The organism is Citrobacter sp. On2M (genome assembly GCF_018035235.1).
Taxonomy (GTDB): domain Bacteria; phylum Pseudomonadota; class Gammaproteobacteria; order Enterobacterales; family Enterobacteriaceae; genus Citrobacter; species Citrobacter meridianamericanus.
In genome coordinates, this window is the sequence record NZ_WPCV01000005.1 from 528350 (window position 1) to 551110 (window position 22761).

Genomic DNA, 22761 nt, shown 5'->3' on the forward strand with positions numbered 1-22761 from the left:
GACGCTAATAAACCGGAATCGCCATCGCTCCATGTGCTAAACAGTACCGTAACCAGTCGGCCAGAAACTGATTAATTTGATGCTTTTCGTCGCGTTGATGCAACTTTTTATTTGGATAATCATACCGCGCTTTGAAGCGAAAGATCTGCTGACTTGAACACACTTCAGCCACCCTCGCGTCATGATACAGGCGCACGGTTAATGACGGCAGGCTCCAGTAAGTGACAGCCGGTGCCGTTTGTTCGATCGTGACAAGCGTAGTGTATCGGGTCGATTCCACGATCGTTAACCGATATTGTGCGTTTGCTACCTGATAGCTCACTGTTTCACCGGCTGCGTCATTACGCGGCAGCAGGCGGCGCAATTGCGAATAATTGGTTTCGCACAGGCGCATCATTTCAGGGAAGTCAGGTGTGTAACGCTTCATTTTTTCCACTCAGTTTTTAACTCTTGATAGTGCAGCTGTAACCATTGCAAGGCGATGACAGAAGCCGCGTTGTCGATTCTCCCCTCTTCTACCCATTGATAAGCCTGCTCCCGGCTCACCACATGAACACGAATATCTTCGTTTTCATCAGCCAGACCATGAATTCCGCTCGCGGTCGTGGCGTCCACTTCGCCAACTAAAATAGACAGGCGCTCACTGGTACCACCTGGGCTTGCCAGATAGCTCAGAACGGGTTTCGTGCGTTTAACTTCCAGCCCGGCTTCTTCCATCGCTTCACGACGGGCCACATCCTCAACGGTTTCGCCCTCTTCGATCATGCCGGCCACCATTTCCAGTAGCCACGGGCTTTCGCTGGTATCAAACGCCGCGATACGGATCTGCTCGACCAGTACAACTTCGTCCCGCTCAGGGTCAAAGGGTAGCAAGACTGCCGCGTGTCCGCGCTCAAAAATTTCGCGCTTTACTTCACCGCTCATACCGCCGTTAAACAGGCGATGACGGAACCGATAAAGATCCAGTGAAAAAAAACCGCGGTATAGCGTTTCTCGTGCAATAATTTCTACATCATTTTTAGTGAAAGTCATTGGCAAGTTGTCTGGTTTACGCATTGTTCTGTCCTGAAACCAATAGTGATTAAAATGTGAATTTCAAGGTAGTTTGACTGATGTTTGAACGCCCTTGTGTTAAATTGATGCAAATTAACGCCGTATGGCACGTAACGCCAACTTTTTGCAGTGGCAGATTCTGCTAGAATCAGCAAATATTTTTATAATTTGATCAGCGCTAAATACTGCTTCACAACAAGGAATGCAAATGAAGAAATTGCTCCCCATCCTTATCGGCCTGAGCCTGTCGGGGTTCAGTACTTTGAGCCAGGCAGAAAACCTGATGCAGGTTTATCAGCAAGCACGCCTGAGCAACCCGGAATTGCGTAAATCGGCCGCCGATCGCGATGCTGCATTCGAAAAAATTAACGAAGCGCGTAGCCCATTACTGCCGCAACTGGGTTTAGGTGCCGATTACACCTACAGCAATGGCTACCGTGATGCAAACGGCGTCAACTCCAACGCTACCAGCGCGTCATTACAATTGACTCAGACGCTGTTCGACATGTCTAAATGGCGTGCCCTGACGCTGCAAGAAAAATCAGCGGGCATCCAGGACGTGACGTACCAGACCGATCAGCAAACGCTGATCCTGAATACCGCCACCGCTTATTTTAACGTACTGAACGCGATTGACGTGCTGTCGTACACCCAGGCACAGAAAGATGCGGTTTATCGTCAGTTAGATCAGACCACTCAGCGTTTTAACGTTGGCCTGGTCGCCATCACTGACGTACAAAACGCCCGCTCACAATACGATACCGTATTAGCGAATGAAGTGACTGCACGTAACAATCTGGATAACGCGGTAGAACAGCTGCGTCAGGTGACCGGTAACTACTACCCGGAACTGGCTTCGCTGAACGTTGATGGCTTTAAAACCAACAAACCGCAGGCGGTGAATGCGCTACTGAAAGAAGCGGAAAACCGCAACCTGACCTTATTGCAGGCACGTTTGAGCCAGGATCTGGCGCGCGAACAGATTCGTCAGGCGCAGGACGGTCATTTACCAACGCTGGATTTAACCGCCTCTACCGGCGTGTCTGACACCTCTTATAGTGGATCTAAAACCCGTGGTGCAACCGGCTCCCAGTATGACGACAGCAACATGGGTCAGAACAAAATCGGCCTGAGCTTCTCGCTGCCACTGTACCAGGGCGGAATGGTTAACTCGCAGGTGAAACAAGCGCAGTACAACTTTGTTGGCGCGAGTGAACAACTGGAAAGCGCGCACCGTAGCGTGGTGCAGACCGTTCGTTCTTCATTCAACAACATTAATGCCTCCATTAGTAGCATTAACGCGTACAAACAAGCGGTTGTCTCTGCCCAAAGCTCATTGGATGCGATGGAAGCCGGTTATTCCGTAGGTACACGTACCATTGTAGATGTGTTGGATGCCACCACCACGCTGTACAACGCCAAACAACAATTGGCTAATGCGCGTTATACCTATCTTATCAACCAGCTAAACGTCAAATCTGCGCTCGGTACGCTGAACGAGCAGGATCTGGTGGCGCTGAACAATACGCTGGGTAAACCGGTATCCACAACGCCGGATACCGTGGCACCGCAAAATCCTCAACAAGATGCCGCCGTGAATGACTATAACGGCACTGGCAATCTGCCTGCGGCTCAGCCGACGGCTGCACGTTCAACCAGCAGCAACGGTAACAACCCGTTCCGTAATTGATGCTGAAGACGGGGCTTCGGCCCCGTCTGAACGTAAGGCAACGTAAAGATCCGCCTCTTCCTGCGCATTCTCGCCTCTTCCCGCTTCAATTTCGACCAGTCATCCTCTATCCTGAGCATTATTTACTGTGTTTACCACTGGGTCCTGGAAGACAAAAATGAAACGGACAAAATCGATACATCACGCCTCGTTCCGCAAAAGCTGGAGCGCGCGCCACCTGACTCCTGTCGCCCTGGCAGTTACCGCAGTGTTTATGCTCGCGGGCTGTGAAAAGAGTGACGAAACGGTTTCGCTTTATCAAAATGCGGACGACTGCTCTGCGGCTAATCCGGGTAAAAGCGCTGAATGTACCACCGCGTTTAACAACGCGCTGAAAGAAGCCGAACGCACCGCGCCAAAATACGCCACTCGCGAAGACTGTATTGCTGAATTCGGCGAAGGCCAGTGCCAGCAGGCACCTGCGCAAGCAGGCATGGCGCCGACCGGTGAAGGCCAGGCTCAGGCGCAGAACCAAAGCAGCGGCAGCTTCTGGATGCCGCTGATGGCCGGCTACATGATGGGCCGACTGATGGGCGGCGGAATGGGCGCTCAGCAACCGCTGTTCAGCTCGAAAAACCCAGCCAGCCCTGCATACGGCAAATATACTGACGCCAGCGGCAAAAACTACGGTGCAGCAACGCCGGGTCGCACCATGACCGTACCCAAAACTGCCATGGCGCCGAAACCAGCCACCACCTCTACCGTAACCCGCGGCGGATTTGGTGAATCAGTCGCTAAACAAAGCACCATGCAGCGTAGCGCAAGCGGTACTACCACACGTTCAATGGGTGGCTGATCGTCATGGAAAGAGTCAGTATTGTCGAGCGCCCGGACTGGCGCGATAAGGCCACCGAATACGGTTTCAACTTTCACACCATGTACGGCGAGCCGTACTGGTGTGAAGACGCATACTATAAGCTGACGCTTGCTCAGGTCGAAAAGCTGGAAGAGGTCACCGCTGAGCTGCATCAGATGTGCCTCAAGGTGGTTGAAAAGGTCATTGCCAGCGACGAGCTGATGACCAAATTTCGCATTCCGAAGCATACCTGGGGCTTTGTCCGTCAGTCCTGGCTGACACAGCAACCGTCGCTCTATTCCCGCCTCGATCTGGCGTGGGATGGAACCGGTGAACCTAAGCTTTTAGAAAACAACGCCGATACGCCCACCTCGCTGTACGAAGCTGCATTTTTCCAATGGATTTGGCTGGAAGATCAGCTCAATGCAGGCAATTTGCCGGAAGGCAGCGATCAGTTCAACAGTCTGCAGGAAAAGCTGATCGAGCGCTTCACCGCACTGCGTGAGCAATATGGTTTTCAGTTGCTACATCTGACCTGTTGTCGCGATACCGTTGAAGATCGCGGAACGATCCAGTATCTGCAGGATTGCGCTGCCGAAGCAGAAATCGCCACTGAATTCCTTTATGTTGAAGATATTGGTCTTGGTGAAAAAGGTCAGTTCACGGATTTAGAGGATCAGGTGATTGCCAACCTGTTTAAGCTCTATCCGTGGGAATTTATGCTGCGCGAGATGTTCTCCACTAAGCTGGAAGATGCCGGCGTCCGCTGGCTGGAACCGGCCTGGAAGAGCATTATCTCCAACAAAGCGTTGTTACCGCTGCTGTGGGAAATGTTCCCGAACCATCCGAATCTTCTGCCGGCGTACTTCGCCGAAGACGACCATCCGCAGATGGAGAAATTCGTCGTGAAACCGATCTTCTCGCGTGAAGGCGCTAACGTGTCGATCGTTGAGAACGGTAAAACGATCGAAGCGGTGGAAGGTCCGTACGGTGAAGAGGGAATGATCGTGCAGCAGTTCCATCAGCTACCGAAGTTCGGCGACAGCTACATGCTGATCGGCAGTTGGCTAATCAACGATCAACCTGCAGGTATCGGCATTCGCGAAGACCGCGCGCTGATCACACAGGATCTTTCCCGTTTCTATCCGCATATTTTTGTCGAGTAATTCGCTGTGCCCGGTATCGCTAATGCTTACCGGGCCTACGTTTTTATCCCACCTGCACTGACAACATACTCAGGCTACCCATCTCAATCCCATCAACAGGAATAGTCACTGGCTCTTTGCCATCCCACGCGCCGAGTACATACAGCAGCGGCAGATAGTGGTCCGCCGTTGGATTCGACAGCGATCCACCTTCATGATCGAGATAGTTCACCAGCGGGTGCTGTTCAACCGGTCCCTGCCATGTCAGGTTTGCCTTAACATAATCGTTGAATGAGGTCGCCCACGGATACGGTGTATTCTCGCCGTGCCAGCGTGCTGTGCGCAGGTTATGCACCACGTTACCGCTGGCCACCAGCATAATACCTTCATCGCGCAGCGCTGCCAGCTTACGACCCATTTCGAAATGCCAGGCCGGCGGTTTTGTACTATCAATGCTTAACTGCACCATCGGGATGTCGGCATTCGGGTACATCTTGATCAGCACGCCCCATGAACCGTGGTCAAAACCCCACGCCTCTTTGTCTAACGCGACGGGCACAGGAGCAAGTAAATCAACCAGGTGCTGCGCAAGTTCTGGCGAGCCCGGTGCCGGGTAATGTGTGTCATACAGCGCCTGCGGAAAACCACCGAAATCGTGGATCGTTTTAGGTGCTTCCATCGCGGTTACACCAGTGCCGCGCGTAAACCAGTGCGCTGAGACTACCACGATGGCTTTCGGACGTGGCAACGTTTCCCCCAGTTGCTGCCAGGCACGGGTATAAACGTTATCTTCCAGAACATTCATCGGGCTGCCGTGGCCCAAAAACAATGCTGGCATACGAGTTGAAGACATGATGATATCCTTACTGAGGGAGTCATTTTGATACCATCACAATACGCTTATTCGGTTGATGAAGAACTCAGATAACCATGATGAAGATCATCAGTTATTTTGACGATCTGGCCCGAAAGGTAGATTGATAAGGAGTTTGATTTGTCGATGTCAGTACCTTTACTTCTGACTTTACTGGCAGGTGCCGCTACGTTTATTGGCGCATTTCTCGGTGTGTTAGGGCAAAAGCCCTCCAACCGCGTTCTCGCCTTTTCTTTAGGCTTCGCCGCCGGGATAATGTTACTGATCTCCCTGATGGAGATGCTACCCGCCGCTCTGGCTGCTGAAGGCATGTCCCCAGTTTTGGGCTACGGGATGTTTATCTTTGGCTTGCTGGGCTATTTTGGCCTGGATCGTCTATTGCCACACGCCCACCCTCAGGATCTGGTACAGAAAACAAAGCAACCTCTACCCAGCTCCATTAAACGTACCGCTATTTTACTTACGCTCGGCATTAGCCTGCACAATTTCCCGGAAGGGATTGCGACTTTTGTTACCGCCAGCAGCAACCTCGAACTGGGGTTTGGCATTGCGCTTGCTGTCGCATTACATAATATACCTGAAGGTTTAGCCGTTGCCGGGCCCGTTTATGCCGCCACGGGTTCAAAACGTACCGCGATATTCTGGGCCGGGATCTCGGGAATGGCGGAAATACTGGGCGGCGTGCTGGCGTGGTTAATTCTTGGTAGTCTGATTTCACCGGTGGTAATGGCGGCAATAATGGCGGCGGTCGCCGGAATCATGGTGGCGCTGTCAGTCGATGAATTGATGCCACTGGCAAAAGAGATCGACCCAAATAATAATCCCAGCTATGGGGTCCTGTGCGGAATGTCGGTGATGGGGTTAAGTCTCGTCATCCTCCAGTCCATGGGAATCGGATAATCCAGAGGGCGGATGCCACCCTGCTATTTTACAGCATCCGCTCATCCATAGCAGAACGTGAAGGACTATTCCTGTTCCTTAATCACGCTGTTATCTTCTCCAGAACGACGGAAGAGTTTGTTTCGTGCCTCAAGCAATGCGTCTCTGTCCTGTCGGAATGCCCGACAATAACGCTTCATATGGCAATAATAACCCAATGCAACGAGTGCAATTAATACGATCCAATACCAGGCAATAAACATTCTTTTACCCTTAACATTTAACATCATTAAACATTTAACGTTAAAATTTTACATAAGCTTATTCTGACATACCCCTATAGTGGCATATTTCAGAAACAAATATATGATTTCGATCATATAAACCAGCAGCTATGCCAATAGCGAAAACAGTTATAAAAAATAAAACTCTGTCGACGAGATCACACTAAGCAATAATAAACATTGTCCTTAAAATACCTCACTCATACTATCCAGAAAACAATAAAAATTAGATCTTGTAAAATAATACACTTCATCAATATTTATATACCCATAATAAAAGTGACATCAGTAGTACCTTTTTCATTTTTAGCCATACCTTAAAAACATAATATATTCATTGAGATTATTTTTATAGGTAATATAAGGAGATATATCCATGTTTAGGCAATATCGAAAAACACTTCTCGCAGGCACTCTGGCACTGACGTTTAGATTAACTGTTGGAAATTCCTTTGCCGCGGGTTTTCAATCCGCCAACCCGCAGGGAATCTGGGCGCAATAGTCGTTGATCTTTATGGAAACGCCCCACTTACCGCACTGGTTGAATTAGACAGTCACGTTATTTCAGATGTTAAAGTCACCGTTCATGGCAAAGGCGAGAAAGGAGTTCCTGTTACTTATACTGTTGGCAAAGAATCATTAGCAACCTATGACGGCGTGCCTATTTTTGGTCTTTATCAAAAGTTTGCTAATAAGGTCACCGTTGAATATAAAGAAAATGGCAAAGCCATGAAGGATGATTATGTGGTGCAAACGTCCGCCATCGTTAATCACTACATGGATAATAGTTCTGTTTCCGATTTACAGCAAACGAAAGTTATTAAGGTAGCGCCTGGTTTTAAAGATCGTCTCTATCTGGTGAATACCCATATCTTCACGGCACAAGGGGCGGAATTCCACTGGCATGGCGAAAAAGATAAAAATGCCGGCATTCTGGATGCGGGTCCTGCGGGCGGGCATTACCCTTTGACATTGCCCCCTTCACCTTTATCGTCGATACGGAAGGTGAATATCGTTGGTGGCTGGATCAAGATACCTTTTACAATGGCCATGACATGGATATCAATAAGCGCGGTTACTTGATGGGTATCCGGGAAACGCCGCGCGTCGCATGAATCGCTCGAAACAATCAACGACACCATGTTGCTTCGCGCGGGCAAACGCGATTATCGCAAAGAAGATGGCATCCATGTGCAAACTATCCGCGATCAGATAATTGAAGTAGACAAGTCAGGTCGTGTGGTTGACGTATGGGATCTGACAAAAATACTTGATCCGATGCGTGATGCGCTTCTGGGTGCACTGGACGCAAGCGCGGTAGCGTCAACGTTGACCTCGCTCATGCCGGTCAACAGGCGAAACTGGAGCCAGATACTCCTTACGGTGACGCCCTCGGAGTGGGTGCGGGTCGTAACTGGCGCATGTTAACTCCATTGCCTATGATGCCAAAGATGACTCCATTATTATCTCTTCCCGCCATCAGGGCGTCGTCAAAATCGGTCGCGATAAACAGGTGAAATGGATCCTCGCTCCGTCGAAAGGCTGGAATAAGGCGCTGGCAAGCAAGCTGTTAAAACCGATTGATAGTAAAGGCAATGCGCTAAAATGTGACGAAAACGGCAAGTGTGAAAACACCGATTTCGATTTTACTTATACACAGCACACCGCATGGCTCTCGAGCAAAGGAACATTAACCATCTTTGACAACGGCGATGGTCGTGGGCTCGAACAACCGGCATTGCCGACGATGAAATACTCTCGTTTCGTCGAATATAAAGTTGACGAGAAAAAAGGTACCGTTCAGCAAATCTGGGAATACGGCAAAGAGCGCAGTTACGATTTCTATAGTCCCATCACCTCGGTTATCGAATATCAGAAAGACCGTGACACTATGGTACGCAAACGTGATTTATCGATCTATACCAACAGTCTGAAGGCTGGTATCTGCTTCCACCGTGGCATTTTATGAACATGGCACAGGCTTGCTTACTGACCTTTGGCCTATGTTTGCTACTGTTGGTGATAATGAGCTGTGCCTGGGCTTTAAAAATGACCAGAATCAAATAATTAGAATGCTAATACTAAAGCAGAGGTCTGCATCCAGACTTCTGCTTTTCTCACATTAGCTATACAATTCAATTGGTATTCCCCCTTTCGAATTAAAAACATTCCAAATTTATCTTCTCTTAACATCAATGATAATTTTTCCATATTGATATATTCTGATTTTAAGAAAAATAGTGCATTCAGCTCACAGTTTTAAAGAAATATCTTTCTGCTTCTGGTACAAGAAAACATAATAAAACCTCACACATTCCGATTTTTAGCACTAAAGCAAATATAATATTAAATTTATATATATTTAAATTTAATTAGTGGCGGGGCAAATTCTGAATTCAGTGCAAGCACGAACATCCAGGGAATACCTGATGATATAATTTTAAAAAAAGCGGCGTGCTTTGACTTGTATATCAAGGATATTTTCACCACTAAAGGAATGTATATGAAATCAGTAAATAAGGCGTTATTGGCTCTTACTATTGCCACATTAACCTCCAGCTATGCCTTCGCCGATGTTGACGGCGGTAGCGGCAAAATCACCTTCACCGGTACCGTTATCAACGCGCCATGCGCTATTCAACCTGACGATATTGATAAGCAGGTCGAATTGGGTGAAGTGCCTGCCTCCTACATTAATACTAACGGGCATTCTGATGCGGTAGATTCAAGCCTGCATTTGATCAATTGCAATCTGCCAAACTCGAACAATGGCAGCGACGTACCCGTGAGTAAAGTCGAAGTCACCTTCAACAGCGACAGCGTTACAACGGAAGACACCAGCCTGTTGAGCAATACCTTCGCCAGCGGCGCGCAGAATGTTGGCGTACGTCTGTTGGACAAATCAAGTACAAATATTACTCTGGGAACAGCCAAAAGCATTGATTTAATCTCCACCTCCGCAACCCAAATCCTTCCCTTTATGGCCTATATGCAAAAAATTGGCTCAACGGATGTCACCGTAGGTGCTGTCGCCGCAACGGCAACCTACAGACTCACTTATAAGTAGTCACGCAATGGTGGCCGGATGGCCACCATTTAACACTTGTAACGCTTGGGTATAGGTAAGGATTGCCATGAATACCTGCAAGATTGCGGCCTGCGGATGTGGGTTGCTGTTGTCATTTTCAGCTATGGCCGTCGAATTCAACCTGAACGTGCTGGATAAATCCATGCGTAACAGTGTTGATCTCTCGCTATTAAAAGATGATTCCGCAATAGCGCCAGGGAGCTACTTTGTTACCGTCGCTGTGAATAAAAACCAAATATCATCAGGCCGCCAGTTGACCTGGAAAAAACATGGCGAGAGCGTTGCCGTCTGTATTCCTTCTGACCTCGCCAGGCAACTGGGGTTGAAAGAAAAGATTTTAAATTCACTGCCAGTACACCACGATTGCATAGATTTTGCCGAATACAACGATATTGCCTTCAACTTAGATATGGCAAATCAACGCCTGGATATCAGTGTCCCCCAGGTTTTATTGGCATGGAAGTCAGAAAGCTGGATGCCCCCCTCAAGCTGGGATCATGGTGTGAACGGTCTGCTGTTCGACTACAACCTATTCGCCAGCACCTATCGCCCCGACACAGGTGGAAGCACAGAAAATCTAAACTCCTATGGCACCGCGGGCCTGAACATGGGTGCCTGGCGCTTACGCAGCGATTATCAGGTCAGCCAAAATCGCAGCGACGAAAATATCCAAACGACGCGAAGTATTTCGCGTACCTATCTTTTTCGCCCCCTCCCTACAATAGGAGCGAAACTCACGCTGGGCGAGACAGATTTAAGCTCCAATATCTTTGATGGCTTTTCCTATAATGGCGCATCTCTGGCCAGCGACGACCGTATGCTGCCGTGGGAATTACGTGGTTATGCCCCACAAATCAGCGGCATCGCGCAAACCAATGCCACAGTCACCGTTAGCCATTCCGGTCGCGTAATTTATCAAACCAAAGTTGCCCCTGGTCCCTTTGTTATTACCGATCTCAATCAATCGGTACAGGGAACGCTGGACGTGAAAATCACCGAAGAAGACGGCCGAACCAATACATTTCAGGTTTCTGCAGCCTCCACACCTTTCCTGACCCGCGAAGGGCAAGTTCGCTACAAAATCGCCGCGGGTCGTGCACGCCCGGACATCTCGCATCACGTGATTGATGACTCCTTCGTGAGTAGCGAAGCTTCATGGGGAATGCTGTCGAACACATCTCTCTATGGCGGGATCCTCGCTGCGGGCAACGATTATCGCTCAGCGGCAGTGGGTATTGGACAAAACATGCTTTGGCTGGGCGCGCTCTCATTTGACGTTACGCACTCCCGCAGTACTTTCGAGGACGGTCATGAAGAAAGTGGTCTCAGCTATCGTCTGAACTACAGTAAACGTTTTGATGCAACGAACAGCCAGATCTCACTCGCCGCCTACCGTTTTTCCGAACGTGAATTTCATAGTTATGCCAACTTTGTCGCCCATCAGTACAATGAAGCTGATACTCAGGACGAAAAGCAGACCGTAAGCATCGCCTTCAATCAGCCAATTGATCCTCTGCAGATGAATCTGTACGTCAGCGCACTGCGTCAGCAATGGTGGGATGGCGACAGCTCCACTACCGCATCGGTTACCGCCGGGTTTAATTTCGATATTGGCGACTGGAAAGGTTTATCACTGTCAACATCCTTCAGCACAACGCACTACGAGGAGAGTGATAACGATAAGCAAGTTTACGTTTCGCTCTCCGCTCCCTTCGACTTTGGTCGACGGTTGAATTATGACATGCGTAACAGTAGCAATACGACTAACACGCTCTCATGGAATGATTCATCCGATCCGTATAATACCTGGGGCGTATCCGCAGGAACCGCAGCCGACAGGCCACATAACGGCGCGCAATTCAGAGGCAACTACCAGCATGTCACCCCCGCTGGCGAACTACAGTTCTCCGGAAGCTACGCGGCCAGCGACTATACTTCCGCCAGCGCAAGCTGGAGCGGTTCAATGACCGCAACAGGCAGCGGCATCGCGTTGCATCGTCGTAGCTTTGGCAATGAGCCCAGGGTCATGGTCGGGGCCGATGGCGTGGCCGACATTCCTGTACAGGGAGATAGCAACCGCACCAACAGTTTGGGCTATGCGGTGGTGCCAATGGTTTCCAGCTACCAGCCCTCAACCATCGCGGTCAATATGAACGATCTGCCTGACGGCGTGACCGTTGATGAAACGATCACCCGCCAAACCTGGACCGAAGGTGCCATTGGCTACAAAGGGCTGATATCCCGCGCTGGCAAAAATATTACCGTCGGCATCAGAATGGAAAATGGCGACTTCCCGCCGCTCGGCGCGATCGTGCGGCAGATTGAAAGCAATACCGAAGTGGGAATGGTCAGCGAAGATGGCCATGCGTGGCTTGGTGGTGTCGACAGTAGGCAGCAATTTACCGTGCAGTGGGGTGACAAACAGACCTGCACCATCGCATTACCGGACTCGCTGGATATCTCCATGCAAGGTCTTATTTTACCTTGTCATTAATTAAGGATGAAAAATGACATTATTCAAAGGATTAACAATAGTACTACTCGCCTTATCACTCACCTGCCAGGCGGCAATTCAGCCCGACAGAACGCGGATAATATTTAACGGCAACGAAAAAGCCAGCAGCCTGAAGCTCGAAAATCAGAGCAAGCAGTTGCCTTATCTGGCTTACTCATGGATTGAAGATGAAAAAGGAAATAAAGATGACACCTTTTTAGTTGCTCTACCACCAATCCAGCGGTTAAATCCCGGCGCAATTTCACAAGTGAGGATCGTTAAGCAGGATAAAGCGCGTTCACTGCCTCAGGATCGGGAATCGTTGTTTTATTTTAATGTCCGGGAAATTCCACCTGAGCCAGAAAATAAAGGTAGCAATGCCGTAGTACAAATGGCATTGCAATCCCGCATGAAATTGTTCTGGCGACCCGCGGCATTAAAGAAAAAACCGGGAGTCGAAGTCGAACATCAGCTTAAAATAAGTCAGCAGGGAAATACGCTGTTGGTCAATAATCCTACCGCCTACTACATTACGTTGGCTTTTTTTGGCAAAGACAGCAAAAGCCAATTGTCGGGCTTTAGCAGTAAGATGATTCCCCCTTTTTCCTCTGTCACATTAAATGCCGGCGGTTATAACGGAAATACATTCGCACTGGGATATATGGATGATTATGGCGGACTGCGCATGCTGAACGTGAAATGCTATGGTCAGTGCGATCTTATCGTGCCGGAGGCCAGAAAATGATCCGCACGCTACGGTTATTTCTGTTGTTAATATTCATCGCTATCCCTTTTCGTTCCGCGCTGGCGGTTCACTGCTATCTGGGAGCCTCCGGTGGTCCTGTTGAAGGTTATACCGCTATCGAGCCGTTTGCAGTCCCTAACAACGCTAAACCCGGGGACAAAATCTGGGAAAGCAACGATATAAAAATCCCCGTCTACTGCGATAACGCAACCTCCGAAAATGCTTATAGCAGCGAAAACGTCTACGCATGGGTAAACCCCTACACCTCAGTCAACGATACCTATTATCAACTGGGCGTCACCTATGAAGGCATTGATTATGACGCCACGCAAGGTGCGGTCAGCATTGATACGCACCAGTGCATTGATAATCAGAAGCTTAAGATCTATACCCCAGCGCAAATCAGAGCCAGTGGTTGGGAGCACTACCTTTGCTCAGGAAACGCGGACGATACGCACTACTCGAGAACGTTTGTGGCCCGTATGCGTCTGTACGTAAAAATCATATCCATGCCTCCCCACGACTACACCAGCAGTATCGGCGATTATATTCTGGTGCAGTTTGATGGCGTTGGCGGTATTAACGTTAGCCCGGATGCTGCCAATCTCAAATATCATGTTACGGGATTAGATCAAATCCGCGTACTGGACTGCAGCGTAAAATTCAACATTTTTCCGGAAAACCAAACCATCGATTTTGGCACCTTTAATAATATGGAAATTAACGCCAAAACCTTGACCAAAAGCTTTTCCATTAAGACAACCAAGAATCAGGGTGCAGAAAGCGGGTGTACCGACACGTTTAAAGTTTCGTCCTCATTTTATACGACAGAAGAATTGGCTGAGGATGATAAATCGTTAAGAATCGGTAATGGTTTGCAGTTAAAAATACGCAATATGGAAGATAATACCTTATCCACCTTTAACGCATACTCTGAATATGCCGAGTTTGACACAGAATTACTGACCAGAGAGAAAAGCTATCAGGCTGAATTAAGTCAGGTCACCGGCGACACCGTGAAGACTGGGCCATTTGAAACAGTAGTTTTATTTAAAATTAACTACAACTAAGCGTAAAAAAGCCGATGGCGTTGCATCGGCTTTTTGCTATTTCACCAGTTCGTCTTACAATTAGCTGGCTTTACGCTCGTGCGCTTGACGATAAGCCACTAAATCTTCGATAGTGACTACAGCCATATTGTGCTTGCCGGCAAACTCAATGCACTGTGGCGCACGCGCCATGGTGCCATCATCATTAGTCAATTCGCACAGCACACCTGCCGGTTTAAACCCTGCCAGCGTCATCAGGTCGATGGTCGCTTCAGTATGACCACCGCGGGTTAACACGCCACCAGCCTGAGCACGCAGCGGGAACACGTGCCCCGGACGGTTCAGGTCGGACGGTTTTGCACCCTCTTTAACTGCCGCGCGAACCGTTGTAACACGGTCTGCAGCGGAAACGCCGGTGGTCACGCCTTCAGCGGCTTCAATGGTCACGGTAAAGCCGGTACCGTAAGCACTGGTGTTATTTTCAACCATCATTGGCAGATCGAGCTGTTTACGGCGGTCTTCGGTGATGCACAGGCAAACAATACCGCTTCCGTGACGGATGGTCAGCGCCATCTGTTCAACGGTCATGGTCTCTGCCGGGAAAATCATATCGCCTTCGTTTTCACGATCTTCGTCGTCAAGCACCATCACACCGCGTCCTTCACGCAGCGCAGACAGCGCATGTTCAACACGTTCGAAAGGCGTACCAAAAGAGGAAAGTAGCGTCTGATTCATGGTAAAAAAACCTCACTAAAATTATGGTTACCAGAATCAGGGCAGTCTTAGGAGTACCGTCTAAGCGGCAAAAAATAACGTGAGCGGGTCCATGCCCGACTGGATCGTTACTCTCTCCCATCCGGACTTTAACCGTCGGCCCCGGAATTACACCGGATCTGCTGACCTTTGAGTTTGCACTCAAAGCGCTCGCGGGCTTTCAACATCAGTTGATTTACCGCCGGTGGGGAATTTCGCCCCGCCCTGAGAATAAGCGCGTTAACTATAACGCTATTGATTACCTTCATCAACGCCTTTGCTCGGCTTAGCTTCACACAATTCTGGTTTATGCTTGTGCCAGTTCGCACTACAATATGCAGCAACACGTACCAGTTCAGGGAAACCACAATGATTGACCCGAAAAAAATTGAGCAGATTGCTCGTCAGGTTCATGAGTCGATGCCGAAAGGGATCCGCGAGTTTGGCGAAGACGTTGAGAAGAAAATTCGTCAAACGCTTCAGTCACAGCTGACCCGTCTGGATCTGGTAAGCCGTGAAGAGTTTGATGTACAGACTCAGGTTTTGCTGCGTACCCGTGAAAAGCTGGCGCTGCTTGAGCAACGTCTGACCGAGCTGGAATCGCGTGAAACAACGGCAGAAACTAAGCCTGCCCCCGCGATCCCGTCAGTCGATCCGCAAGAGTAAAAACGACAACGGGCCGCAAGGCCCGTTTTCTGTTAGTGTTCCAGTTCCAGCTTCCTGGCCTCCGTCGCCTGCTGGCAGTACAGCGCATAGCGTTTGCAAAACCAGCTACGGTGTTCTTCATCCATATTCCCAGTTATCGCCTGGATATCAACGGGATGGCCCTCAGCCTGCATCCTGGCAAAACTGCGGGCCAGGAAATCGAAATTGTTCATTGAATACATACTACTGTTCATGAGCATACCCTCCAGTTATTGAATATCTGCTAAGGCCATATGCTTTTTCTGATTTCAGTATTTCCCTGGATGCGAAGTTATTCTGCACATATTGTGCGCAAAAAAACCACCAGCTTCACAGTTTCCTACGAAATCTAAGAGGGGGGATGTGCCTCTTTTCGGATTCAAGACAAGGAGAACGCATGTTATTGTAACGTCATGTAAAAGTAAGAGGTAAAACCATTACTTTTGACACTATCAGGGAACGCGGTCGCAGGAGGAAGAAAGTTGGTTTTATTCACGGATTATAACGCCCCCTACCTGTTTGCTATTTCATTTGTCCTGCTGATTGGCTTACTGGAAGTCATCTCTCTTATTTTCGGGCATTTCCTTTCGGGTGCGCTTGATGCGCATCTTGAACATTACGATGCCCTGACTTCCGGCAATATCGGCCAGGCGCTGCACTATTTGAATATCGGACGTATTCCCGCACTTATCGTGCTGTGTTTACTCGCAGGGTTCTTCGGACTCTTCGGCATCCTTCTTCAACATGGTTCGATCACGCTATGGCAAGTACCGCTCAGCAACCTACTGCTTGCTCCGGTGAGTTTTATTCTTGCCGTCTTTGCCGTGCATTACAGCGGAAAAATCATTGCTCCCTGGCTGCCGCGGGATGAAACCACCGCCCTCGCAGAAGATGAGTTTATCGGCTGCATGGCGATTATTACCGGACATTCCGCAAGTGCAGGAACCCCCTGCGAAGGCAAATTTACCGATAAGTTCGGGCAGACTCACTATGTGCTGCTGGAGCCTGAAGCAGGCCAAGAATTCAAAAAAGGAGACAAGGTGCTGATTATCTGCCGACTCTCCGCAACGCGTTACCTGGCCGAGCTAAACCCCTGGCCAAATGTTTTGTAATTTTTACTTTAAGGGAATAACACAATGGATGATGTTTTTGGCATGTTACCTTCATGGATGTTTACCGCCATTGTGGCGGTGGTCGTCTTATTAATTATCGGGATTATCTTTGCCCGCCTGTATCGCCGCGCGTCTGCTGAACAGGCGTTTGTACGTACCGGACTTGGCGGGCAAAAAGTGGTGATGAGCGGCGGCGCAATTGTCATGCCCATCTTCCACGAAATTATTCCTATCAACATGAACACCCTCAAACTTGAGGTGAGCCGTTCGACTGTCGACAGCCTCATCACCAAAGACCGTATGCGCGTGGATGTCGTCGTCGCCTTTTTCGTGCGTGTAAAACCGTCTGTTGAAGGGATTGCTACCGCCGCACAGACGCTGGGACAGCGAACGCTGTCACCAGAGGATTTACGTGTGCTAATAGAAGATAAGTTTGTCGATGCCCTGCGTGCCACTGCGTCGCAGATGACCATGCATGAACTGCAGGATACGCGTGAAAACTTCGTTCAGGGCGTACAAAATACCGTCGCGGAAGACCTGTCCAAAAACGGCCTGGAACTCGAGAGCGTTTCACTCACCAACTTTAACCAGACCGAAAAAGTCCATTTCAACCCGAATAACGCCTTTGATGCCGAGGGTCTGACCAAGCTGACCCAGGAAACAGAACGCCGTCGCCGCGAACGTAACGAAGTCGAGCAGGACGTTGAAGTTGCGGTGCGCGAGAAAAACCGTGATGCGCTGGCGCGCAAGCTGGAGATCGAGCAGCAGGAAGCCTTCATGACGCTTGAGCAGGATCAGCAGGTGAAGACCCGCACGGCCGAGCAAAACGCCAAAATTGCCGCATTCGAAGCTGAACGTCATCGTGAAGCTGAGCAGACACGCATTCTTGCCGAACGCCAGATTCAGGAAACGGAAATCGAGCGCGAACAGGCGGTGCGATCAAGAAAAGTCGAGGCCGAGCGTGAAGTTCGCATCAAAGAGATCGAACAGCAGCAGGCAACGGAGATCGCCAACCAAACCAAGTCCATCGCCATTGCCGCCAAGTCCGAACAGCAGTCTCAGGCCGAAGCGCGTGCTAACGATGCCCTGGCCGAAGCGGTTCGCGCCCAGCAGAACGTAGAAACCACCCGCCAGACCGCAGAAGCGGATCGAGCCAAACAGGTTGCGCTGATCGCCGCTGCGCAGGATGCAGAAACCCAGGCGGTTGAACTGACCGTCCGGGCAAAAGCCGAAAAAGAAGCCGCAGAATTGCAGGCGGCAGCAATTGTTGAACTGGCCGAAGCGACGCGGAAAAAAGGTCTGGCGGAAGCCGAAGCCCAGCGTGCGCTCAACGATGCCATCAACGTGCTTTCCGACGAACAGACCAGCCTGAAATTTAAGCTGGCTCTGCTGCAGTCTCTGCCAGCGGTTATTGAGAAATCCGTTGAGCCAATGAAGTCTATCGACGGAATCAAGATTATTCAGGTTGATGGCCTGAATCGTGGCGGCGCCGTCGGTGAAGTAAGCGCAGGTAACGTAAGCAGTGGAAATTTGGCTGAGCAGGCATTATCAGCAGCTCTTGCCTATCGTACACAAGCGCCGCTGATTGATTCGCTGTTAAATGAAATTGGCTTATCCGGCGGTTCACTGTCGGCACTGGCCGAGCCGCTGAAATCTGTGGAAAGCAACGCTGTGACTCAGGAATAAACCGTAATAATGCCGGATAGTGTCGCTATCCGGCTATCAGGTCAGAGCTCACTTATCGCTGTCTTTCTGGATCTTCTTGATGATATTGGTCGTTGAGCAGCCATCTTCGAAGTTCAGCACCAGCACTTCACCGCCGTTTGCCCATACCTCTTTGCTACCCGCAATATCTTCCGGCTTATAGTCACCGCCTTTAACCAGCAGATCCGGCAGGATGCCGGCGATCAGACGCTGCGGTGTATCTTCTTCAAACGAGACCACCCAGTCGACGGATTCCAGCGCGCCCAACACGATCATGCGCTGTTCCAGCGGGTTGACTGGACGCGTTTCGCCTTTCAGACGTTTGGTCGATGCATCGCTGTTTACCGCCACGATCAGGCGATCGCCCAGCTTGCGCGCATTCGCCAGATAAGAAACGTGGCCCGCATGCAGGATGTCGAACACGCCGTTGGTCATCACCACTTTCTCACCACGCTTGCGCGCGCTGGCAACGGCCTGTTTCAGCTCAGATTCGTTCATCACGCCAAAACCAGTATCAGCCCGACCACGCACAGCGTTTTCGAGTTCAATCGGAGAAACGGTGGAGGTTCCCAGTTTACCGACCACAACACCGGCTGCAGCGTTAGCAAAATAGCACGCCTCTTCCAGTGAATTACCCGCCGCCAGCGTCGCCGCCAGCACACCGATTACCGTATCGCCCGCACCGGTCACGTCATACACTTCCTGCGCCTGCGTCGGCATATGCAGTGGCGATTTGCCCGGTTGCAGCAACGTCATACCCTGTTCTGAACGGGTAACCAGCAGTGCGGAAAGGTCGAAATCAGCAATCAATTTCATGCCGCGCTCAACCAGTTCATCTTCGCTTTTGCATTTACCGACTACCGCTTCAAACTCAGACAGGTTGGGCGTCAGCAGCGTTGCGCCGCGGTAGCGTTCAAAATCGGTCCCTTTCGGATCGATAAGTACCGGCACGCCAGCCTTACGCGCCAGCGCAATCATCTGCTGCACGCTTGCCAGCGCGCCTTTGGCGTAATCGGAGAGCACCAGAGCGCCAATAGAGCCCAGCGCCTGATTAATACGCTCGTGCAGCGGTTGCGGATCCACGCCTTCAAAACCCTCTTCGAAATCCAGGCGAATCAACTGCTGGTTGCGGGAGAGCACGCGCAGTTTGGTGATTGTCGGATGCGTCGGCACGGAAACGAAATCGCATTTTACGTTCACATCCGCCAGTGTTTTGCTCAGCGCCCGCGCCGCGTCGTCAATACCGGTCAAACCCACCAGACGGGAATTTGCACCCAGAGAGGCAATGTTCATCGCCACGTTTGCTGCGCCACCGGGACGTTCTTCGATGGTATCGACCTTCACCACCGGAACCGGCGCTTCAGGTGAAATACGGTTGGTAGGACCGTACCAGTAGCGATCCAGCATCACATCACCGACAACCATGACTCCTGCACGTTCAAACTCTGGCAGCGTTACTTTCATTCCTGTCTCCTGAGAGATTCTCTGAGGGTCTTAAAATTTGCGCGCGATAATAGCACACTTCACTCGGCAACCAGCCACTTCTGCCAGCTGTCATGCACCAGCGTACGTTCAGCGTTGAAGTGTTCCGGCGCTACATGGCCTGGAAGTTCCTGCAACGCAAGATGGTGCAGTTCGTCGCGCAGCGTTGTATAAGCGCGGGTAAGTGCCAGCGCTTCCTGCTCATCCATAATGTCGTTTTGTGCCAGTAATTCCAGAATGCGCACGTTATCCGACCAGCGCGTCAGCTTCGGTTTTTCATGCGCATAGCACAGCACTAAATATTGCGTAATAAACTCAATGTCGGTAATGCCACCTTTGTCAGCTTTAATATCAAAGCGATCGCGATGCTTATTGCCCAAATGGGCGCGCATTTTCTCACGCATTTCACGCACGTCGGTCTGCAAGGTTTTTCCATCACGGACGAGGGTCATGATATCGCGACGAATCGCATCAAACTGAGAGGTCAACTGCGGGTCGCCGTATACCACGCGAGCACGCACCAGCGCCTGATGCTCCCACGTCCACGCTTCGTTGCGTTGGTAATCGGCGAAAGCGTCGATTGATGTCACCAGCATTCCCGCCGCGCCGGATGGACGCAGCCGCGCATCCACTTCGTACAAAATACCAGACGAGGTGCGGGTGCTGAAAAGGTGCATAATGCGCTGCGACAAACGCAGATAGAACTGTCGCCCGTCAATCTCACGCTCACCGTCCGTCATTACGTCCATCGGACAATCATGCAGGAAGATCAAATCAAGATCCGAACTGTAGCCCAGTTCCCAGCCGCCCAGTTTGCCATAGCCAACGACGGCAAAACCGCGCCCCTCACGCTCGTCAAGATGGGTAGGTTGCCCGTAGCGGGCGACCATTTGCGTCCACGCCTGCTGGACTACCGCATCGATCATGGCTTCCGCCAGCCAGGTTAAGTGGTCGCTCACCTTCATCACTGGCAGCGTACCGGCAATATCAGCCGCGGCAATTCGCAAAAGCTGCGTTTGCTTAAACTGTCGCAGCGCTTCCAGTTGCTGTTCTTCGTCATCTTCCGGTACGCGCAGCAAATACTGGCGCAGCTCATCACGGTAGGCATCCGTCGCGGTGGGTTGATACAGGGTGTTCGGATCCAGCAGTTCATCGAGCAACAGCGGATACCGCGCCAGCTGGCTGGCAATCATCGGCGAGGCGGCACAGAGTGAAATCAGGTGCTTAAGCGCTCCCGGGAATTCGCTCAGCAGCTCCAGATAGGTGGTGCGGGTCACAATGCCGACCAGCAGCGGAGTGATGCGCGACAGCGGTATTGAGGCGTCGTCACGCGTACAGACATCGCTCAACAGATGCGGCATTAAATGATCCAGCACCTGGCGTCCGCGTGGGCCAATAGTGCGTTTATCCAGCTCTTTGCGGAAATCAGCAATCAGAGACAGCACGCGCCGGCGATCGTCATCTGCCAGATGCGTCAGCACCGGCGTGGTATCATCTTCCTGTAATGCGTCCTGCCACAGTTCGCGCCACTGCTCAGAGAGCGACTCTTCCTGGGTTTCAGCTTCGTCATCGCCAATCAGCTCGTTGAATACCCGGCGCACATTGTCCATATGATTGACCAGCACATCGGTTAACTGCTGCCAGTCATCAACGTTCATCCCCCACGCCAGTCGCGCACGATTCAGTTCATCGCCCGGCAGCGTCTGGGTCTGCTCATCATTGATACTTTGCAGCAGATTTTCCAGGCGGCGCAAATAGAGATAGGCTGCGCGCAGTTGTTCCGCGTCGGTATCAGACAGCAGGTGCAATTCATTGATGGCGCTGAGCGTCGGTAACAGCGATCGGGATTGCAGAGACGGCTCGCGCCCACCGCGAATAAGCTGGAATACCTGCACGATAAATTCGATTTCACGAATACCGCCCGCCCCCAGCTTAATGTTGTCTTTCAGGCCTCGGCGGCGCACTTCACGGGCAATCATCCCTTTCATGTTTCGCAGAGACTGGATCACGCTGAAATCAATATAGCGGCGGAAGACAAATGGCCGCAGCATCGCGCGAAGTTCACTGACGTAGGTACCGTCGGAATCGCCCATAATGCGGGCTTTGACCATCGCATAACGTTCCCAGTCGCGCCCTTGTTCCTGGTAATAATCTTCCAGCGCAGAGAAACTCAGCACCAGCGGGCCGCTGTCGCCAAACGGGCGTAAACGCATGTCCACCCGATAGACAAAACCATCCATTGTGGGCTGATCCAACACCTTGATGAGCCGCTGCCCCATGCGAGTAAAGAACTGCGCGTTATCCAGCTCGCGACGCCCGCCCTGCGTACTGCCGTGCTCCGGCCAGGCAAAAATCAGGTCAATATCAGAGGAAAAATTCAGCTCGCCGCCGCCGAGTTTTCCCATACCTAAAATCAGCAGCGGCTGCGCAACACCTTCAGGATTACAGGGCGTTCCCCACTCGCGACAGCAGGCGGCGTATAACCAGTCACGCGCGGCGACGATCAACGTTTCAGCCAGATGACTTAGCTGCTGCAAAATACTCTCTTCGGTCACCAGCGACAGTGTCTGCGCCCAGGCGATACGCACCATGATACGACGGCGAAACAAGCGCAGCTCACGCATCAGCGTGTTTTCGTCGCTGACATCGACCAATGCTTGCTGTAACCACTCGGCATAATGTTGCCATTCATCCGCCTGAGGTGGCGTACTTTCCAGCTCAGACAGCCATTCGGGATGGGCAATCATGCTGTCGCGGACAAAATCACTGAATGTAAGCACTGACTTCGCCTGCACGCTAAGCGAGGACTCAGAGATTGCTGCTGGCAGCCGCTCAACAACGGTCGGCCAGTACTGCTGTAACGGTGAAGAGAGCTGCTTCATGTATGGGA

General features: G+C 50.8%; 19 protein-coding genes, 2 pseudogenes and 1 riboswitch. Of the genes and pseudogenes, 13 read left to right on the forward strand and 8 right to left on the reverse strand.

Translation table 11 applies throughout. The features are described from left to right. Positions 1 to 4: 4 nt before the first annotated feature. Together On2M_RS20455 and nudF are read right to left on the reverse strand one after the other, a co-directional pair. Complete coding sequence (locus On2M_RS20455) at positions 5 to 427, reverse strand: DUF1249 family protein (RefSeq protein ID WP_151217734.1); 423 nt, start codon at positions 425 to 427, stop codon at positions 5 to 7. Then, complete coding sequence (nudF, locus tag On2M_RS20460) at positions 424 to 1056, reverse strand: ADP-ribose diphosphatase (protein WP_151217735.1); 633 nt, start codon at positions 1054 to 1056, stop codon at positions 424 to 426. Before nudF ends, On2M_RS20455 begins: the two co-directional genes overlap by 4 nt. A 205-nt stretch (positions 1057 to 1261) precedes the next feature. On the opposite strand from nudF, the gene tolC reads away from it, so the two are divergent. The 3 genes from tolC to On2M_RS20475 all read left to right on the forward strand — a co-directional run bounded on the left by tolC (position 1262) and on the right by On2M_RS20475 (position 4744). Beyond that, positions 1262 to 2743 (forward strand): outer membrane channel protein TolC, encoded by a 1482-nt coding sequence (gene tolC, locus On2M_RS20465; protein WP_151217736.1) that lies wholly within the window; start codon positions 1262 to 1264, stop codon positions 2741 to 2743. Between the two features lie 157 nt (positions 2744 to 2900). Beyond that, positions 2901 to 3578, forward strand: a complete 678-nt coding sequence (locus tag On2M_RS20470; RefSeq protein WP_003024591.1) for a DUF1190 family protein — start codon at positions 2901 to 2903, stop codon at positions 3576 to 3578. Between the two features lie 5 nt (positions 3579 to 3583). Continuing rightward, positions 3584 to 4744, forward strand: a complete 1161-nt coding sequence (locus tag On2M_RS20475) for a glutathionylspermidine synthase family protein (RefSeq protein ID WP_210905379.1) — start codon at positions 3584 to 3586, stop codon at positions 4742 to 4744. A 43-nt stretch (positions 4745 to 4787) separates the two neighbouring features. Here the strand turns inward: On2M_RS20475 and ygiD are convergent, their stop codons facing one another. After that, positions 4788 to 5576 (reverse strand): 4,5-DOPA dioxygenase extradiol, encoded by a 789-nt coding sequence (gene ygiD, locus On2M_RS20480; protein WP_210905380.1) that lies wholly within the window; start codon positions 5574 to 5576, stop codon positions 4788 to 4790. Positions 5577 to 5723: 147 nt separating this feature from the next. On the opposite strand from ygiD, the gene zupT reads away from it, so the two are divergent. Beyond that, entirely contained in the window at positions 5724 to 6497 is a 774-nt protein-coding gene (zupT, locus tag On2M_RS20485) for a zinc transporter ZupT (protein WP_151217739.1), read from the forward strand. A gap of 65 nt (positions 6498 to 6562) precedes the next feature. Here zupT and On2M_RS24385 read toward each other — a convergent pair whose 3' ends face one another. Further along, a complete protein-coding gene (locus On2M_RS24385) occupies positions 6563 to 6739 on the reverse strand; it encodes a hypothetical protein (protein ID WP_003838138.1) in 177 nt (58 codons plus the stop codon). Between the two features lie 397 nt (positions 6740 to 7136). On the opposite strand from On2M_RS24385, the pseudogene On2M_RS24390 reads away from it, so the two are divergent. The 6 genes and pseudogenes from On2M_RS24390 to On2M_RS20515 form a co-directional block, all read left to right on the forward strand. Then, positions 7137 to 8654, forward strand: a pseudogene (locus On2M_RS24390) (aryl-sulfate sulfotransferase); the annotation flags it as partial. A 14-nt stretch (positions 8655 to 8668) separates the two neighbouring features. Beyond that, positions 8669 to 8827 (forward strand): annotated as a pseudogene (locus On2M_RS20495) (disulfide bond formation protein B); the annotation flags it as partial. Positions 8828 to 9263: 436 nt separating this feature from the next. Next, complete coding sequence (locus On2M_RS20500) at positions 9264 to 9827, forward strand: fimbrial protein (protein WP_151217740.1); 564 nt, start codon at positions 9264 to 9266, stop codon at positions 9825 to 9827. 67 nt (positions 9828 to 9894) lie between these two features. Continuing rightward, entirely contained in the window at positions 9895 to 12342 is a 2448-nt protein-coding gene (locus On2M_RS20505) for a fimbria/pilus outer membrane usher protein (RefSeq protein ID WP_210905381.1), read from the forward strand. Positions 12343 to 12355: 13 nt separating this feature from the next. Then, positions 12356 to 13087, forward strand: coding sequence for a molecular chaperone (locus On2M_RS20510; RefSeq protein ID WP_210905382.1), 732 nt, complete (start codon positions 12356 to 12358; stop codon positions 13085 to 13087). Beyond that, the gene (locus On2M_RS20515) at positions 13084 to 14157 is read left to right on the forward strand and encodes a type 1 fimbrial protein (protein WP_187259018.1); all 1074 of its coding nucleotides are present in this window, start codon (positions 13084 to 13086) and stop codon (positions 14155 to 14157) included. The genes On2M_RS20510 and On2M_RS20515 overlap by 4 nt, the downstream gene beginning before the upstream one ends. 60 nt (positions 14158 to 14217) lie before the next feature. On the opposite strand, the gene ribB is transcribed toward On2M_RS20515, so the two are convergent. Next, positions 14218 to 14871: a 3,4-dihydroxy-2-butanone-4-phosphate synthase gene (gene ribB, locus On2M_RS20520; protein WP_151224361.1), complete on the reverse strand. Its 654-nt coding sequence runs from the start codon at positions 14869 to 14871 to the stop codon at positions 14218 to 14220. A gap of 105 nt (positions 14872 to 14976) precedes the next feature. Further along, positions 14977 to 15126: riboswitch (FMN riboswitch) on the reverse strand. Between the two features lie 132 nt (positions 15127 to 15258). Between ribB and ubiK the strand changes: the two genes are divergently transcribed. Next, the gene (gene ubiK, locus On2M_RS20525; RefSeq protein ID WP_151217743.1) at positions 15259 to 15555 is read left to right on the forward strand and encodes a ubiquinone biosynthesis accessory factor UbiK; all 297 of its coding nucleotides are present in this window, start codon (positions 15259 to 15261) and stop codon (positions 15553 to 15555) included. Between the two features lie 32 nt (positions 15556 to 15587). Here the strand turns inward: ubiK and glgS are convergent, their stop codons facing one another. Next, positions 15588 to 15794, reverse strand: a complete 207-nt coding sequence (gene glgS / locus On2M_RS20530) for a cell surface composition regulator GlgS (RefSeq protein ID WP_086523459.1) — start codon at positions 15792 to 15794, stop codon at positions 15588 to 15590. A 261-nt stretch (positions 15795 to 16055) separates the two neighbouring features. On the opposite strand from glgS, the gene On2M_RS20535 reads away from it, so the two are divergent. Both On2M_RS20535 and On2M_RS20540 read left to right on the forward strand, forming a co-directional pair. Continuing rightward, positions 16056 to 16685: an OB-fold-containig protein gene (locus On2M_RS20535; RefSeq protein ID WP_151224363.1), complete on the forward strand. Its 630-nt coding sequence runs from the start codon at positions 16056 to 16058 to the stop codon at positions 16683 to 16685. 24 nt (positions 16686 to 16709) lie between these two features. After that, positions 16710 to 18371: a flotillin family protein gene (locus On2M_RS20540; RefSeq protein ID WP_210905383.1), complete on the forward strand. Its 1662-nt coding sequence runs from the start codon at positions 16710 to 16712 to the stop codon at positions 18369 to 18371. Between the two features lie 48 nt (positions 18372 to 18419). Here the strand turns inward: On2M_RS20540 and hldE are convergent, their stop codons facing one another. Both hldE and glnE read right to left on the reverse strand, forming a co-directional pair. Next, complete coding sequence (gene hldE / locus On2M_RS20545) at positions 18420 to 19853, reverse strand: bifunctional D-glycero-beta-D-manno-heptose-7-phosphate kinase/D-glycero-beta-D-manno-heptose 1-phosphate adenylyltransferase HldE (protein ID WP_151217746.1); 1434 nt, start codon at positions 19851 to 19853, stop codon at positions 18420 to 18422. 59 nt (positions 19854 to 19912) lie between these two features. Further along, positions 19913 to 22753 (reverse strand): bifunctional [glutamate--ammonia ligase]-adenylyl-L-tyrosine phosphorylase/[glutamate--ammonia-ligase] adenylyltransferase, encoded by a 2841-nt coding sequence (glnE, locus tag On2M_RS20550; RefSeq protein ID WP_210905384.1) that lies wholly within the window; start codon positions 22751 to 22753, stop codon positions 19913 to 19915. Positions 22754 to 22761 lie beyond the last annotated feature (8 nt).

Excerpts from the sequence above, each read along its gene's own strand:
- On2M_RS20455 (WP_151217734.1), bottom strand. The coding sequence starts at position 427 with ATGAAGCGTTACACACCTGACTTCCCTGAAATGATGCGCCTGTGCGAA.
- nudF (WP_151217735.1), bottom strand. The coding sequence starts at position 1,056 with ATGCGTAAACCAGACAACTTGCCAATGACTTTCACTAAAAATGATGTA.
- tolC (WP_151217736.1), top strand. The coding sequence starts at position 1,262 with ATGAAGAAATTGCTCCCCATCCTTATCGGCCTGAGCCTGTCGGGGTTC.
- On2M_RS20470 (WP_003024591.1), top strand. The coding sequence starts at position 2,901 with ATGAAACGGACAAAATCGATACATCACGCCTCGTTCCGCAAAAGCTGG.
- On2M_RS20475 (WP_210905379.1), top strand. The coding sequence starts at position 3,584 with ATGGAAAGAGTCAGTATTGTCGAGCGCCCGGACTGGCGCGATAAGGCC.
- ygiD (WP_210905380.1), bottom strand. The coding sequence starts at position 5,576 with ATGTCTTCAACTCGTATGCCAGCATTGTTTTTGGGCCACGGCAGCCCG.
- zupT (WP_151217739.1), top strand. The coding sequence starts at position 5,724 with ATGTCAGTACCTTTACTTCTGACTTTACTGGCAGGTGCCGCTACGTTT.
- On2M_RS24385 (WP_003838138.1), bottom strand. The coding sequence starts at position 6,739 with ATGTTTATTGCCTGGTATTGGATCGTATTAATTGCACTCGTTGCATTG.
- On2M_RS20500 (WP_151217740.1), top strand. The coding sequence starts at position 9,264 with ATGAAATCAGTAAATAAGGCGTTATTGGCTCTTACTATTGCCACATTA.
- On2M_RS20505 (WP_210905381.1), top strand. The coding sequence starts at position 9,895 with ATGAATACCTGCAAGATTGCGGCCTGCGGATGTGGGTTGCTGTTGTCA.
- On2M_RS20510 (WP_210905382.1), top strand. The coding sequence starts at position 12,356 with ATGACATTATTCAAAGGATTAACAATAGTACTACTCGCCTTATCACTC.
- On2M_RS20515 (WP_187259018.1), top strand. The coding sequence starts at position 13,084 with ATGATCCGCACGCTACGGTTATTTCTGTTGTTAATATTCATCGCTATC.
- ribB (WP_151224361.1), bottom strand. The coding sequence starts at position 14,871 with ATGAATCAGACGCTACTTTCCTCTTTTGGTACGCCTTTCGAACGTGTT.
- ubiK (WP_151217743.1), top strand. The coding sequence starts at position 15,259 with ATGATTGACCCGAAAAAAATTGAGCAGATTGCTCGTCAGGTTCATGAG.
- glgS (WP_086523459.1), bottom strand. The coding sequence starts at position 15,794 with ATGCTCATGAACAGTAGTATGTATTCAATGAACAATTTCGATTTCCTG.
- On2M_RS20540 (WP_210905383.1), top strand. The coding sequence starts at position 16,710 with ATGGATGATGTTTTTGGCATGTTACCTTCATGGATGTTTACCGCCATT.
- hldE (WP_151217746.1), bottom strand. The coding sequence starts at position 19,853 with ATGAAAGTAACGCTGCCAGAGTTTGAACGTGCAGGAGTCATGGTTGTC.
- glnE (WP_210905384.1), bottom strand. The coding sequence starts at position 22,753 with ATGAAGCAGCTCTCTTCACCGTTACAGCAGTACTGGCCGACCGTTGTT.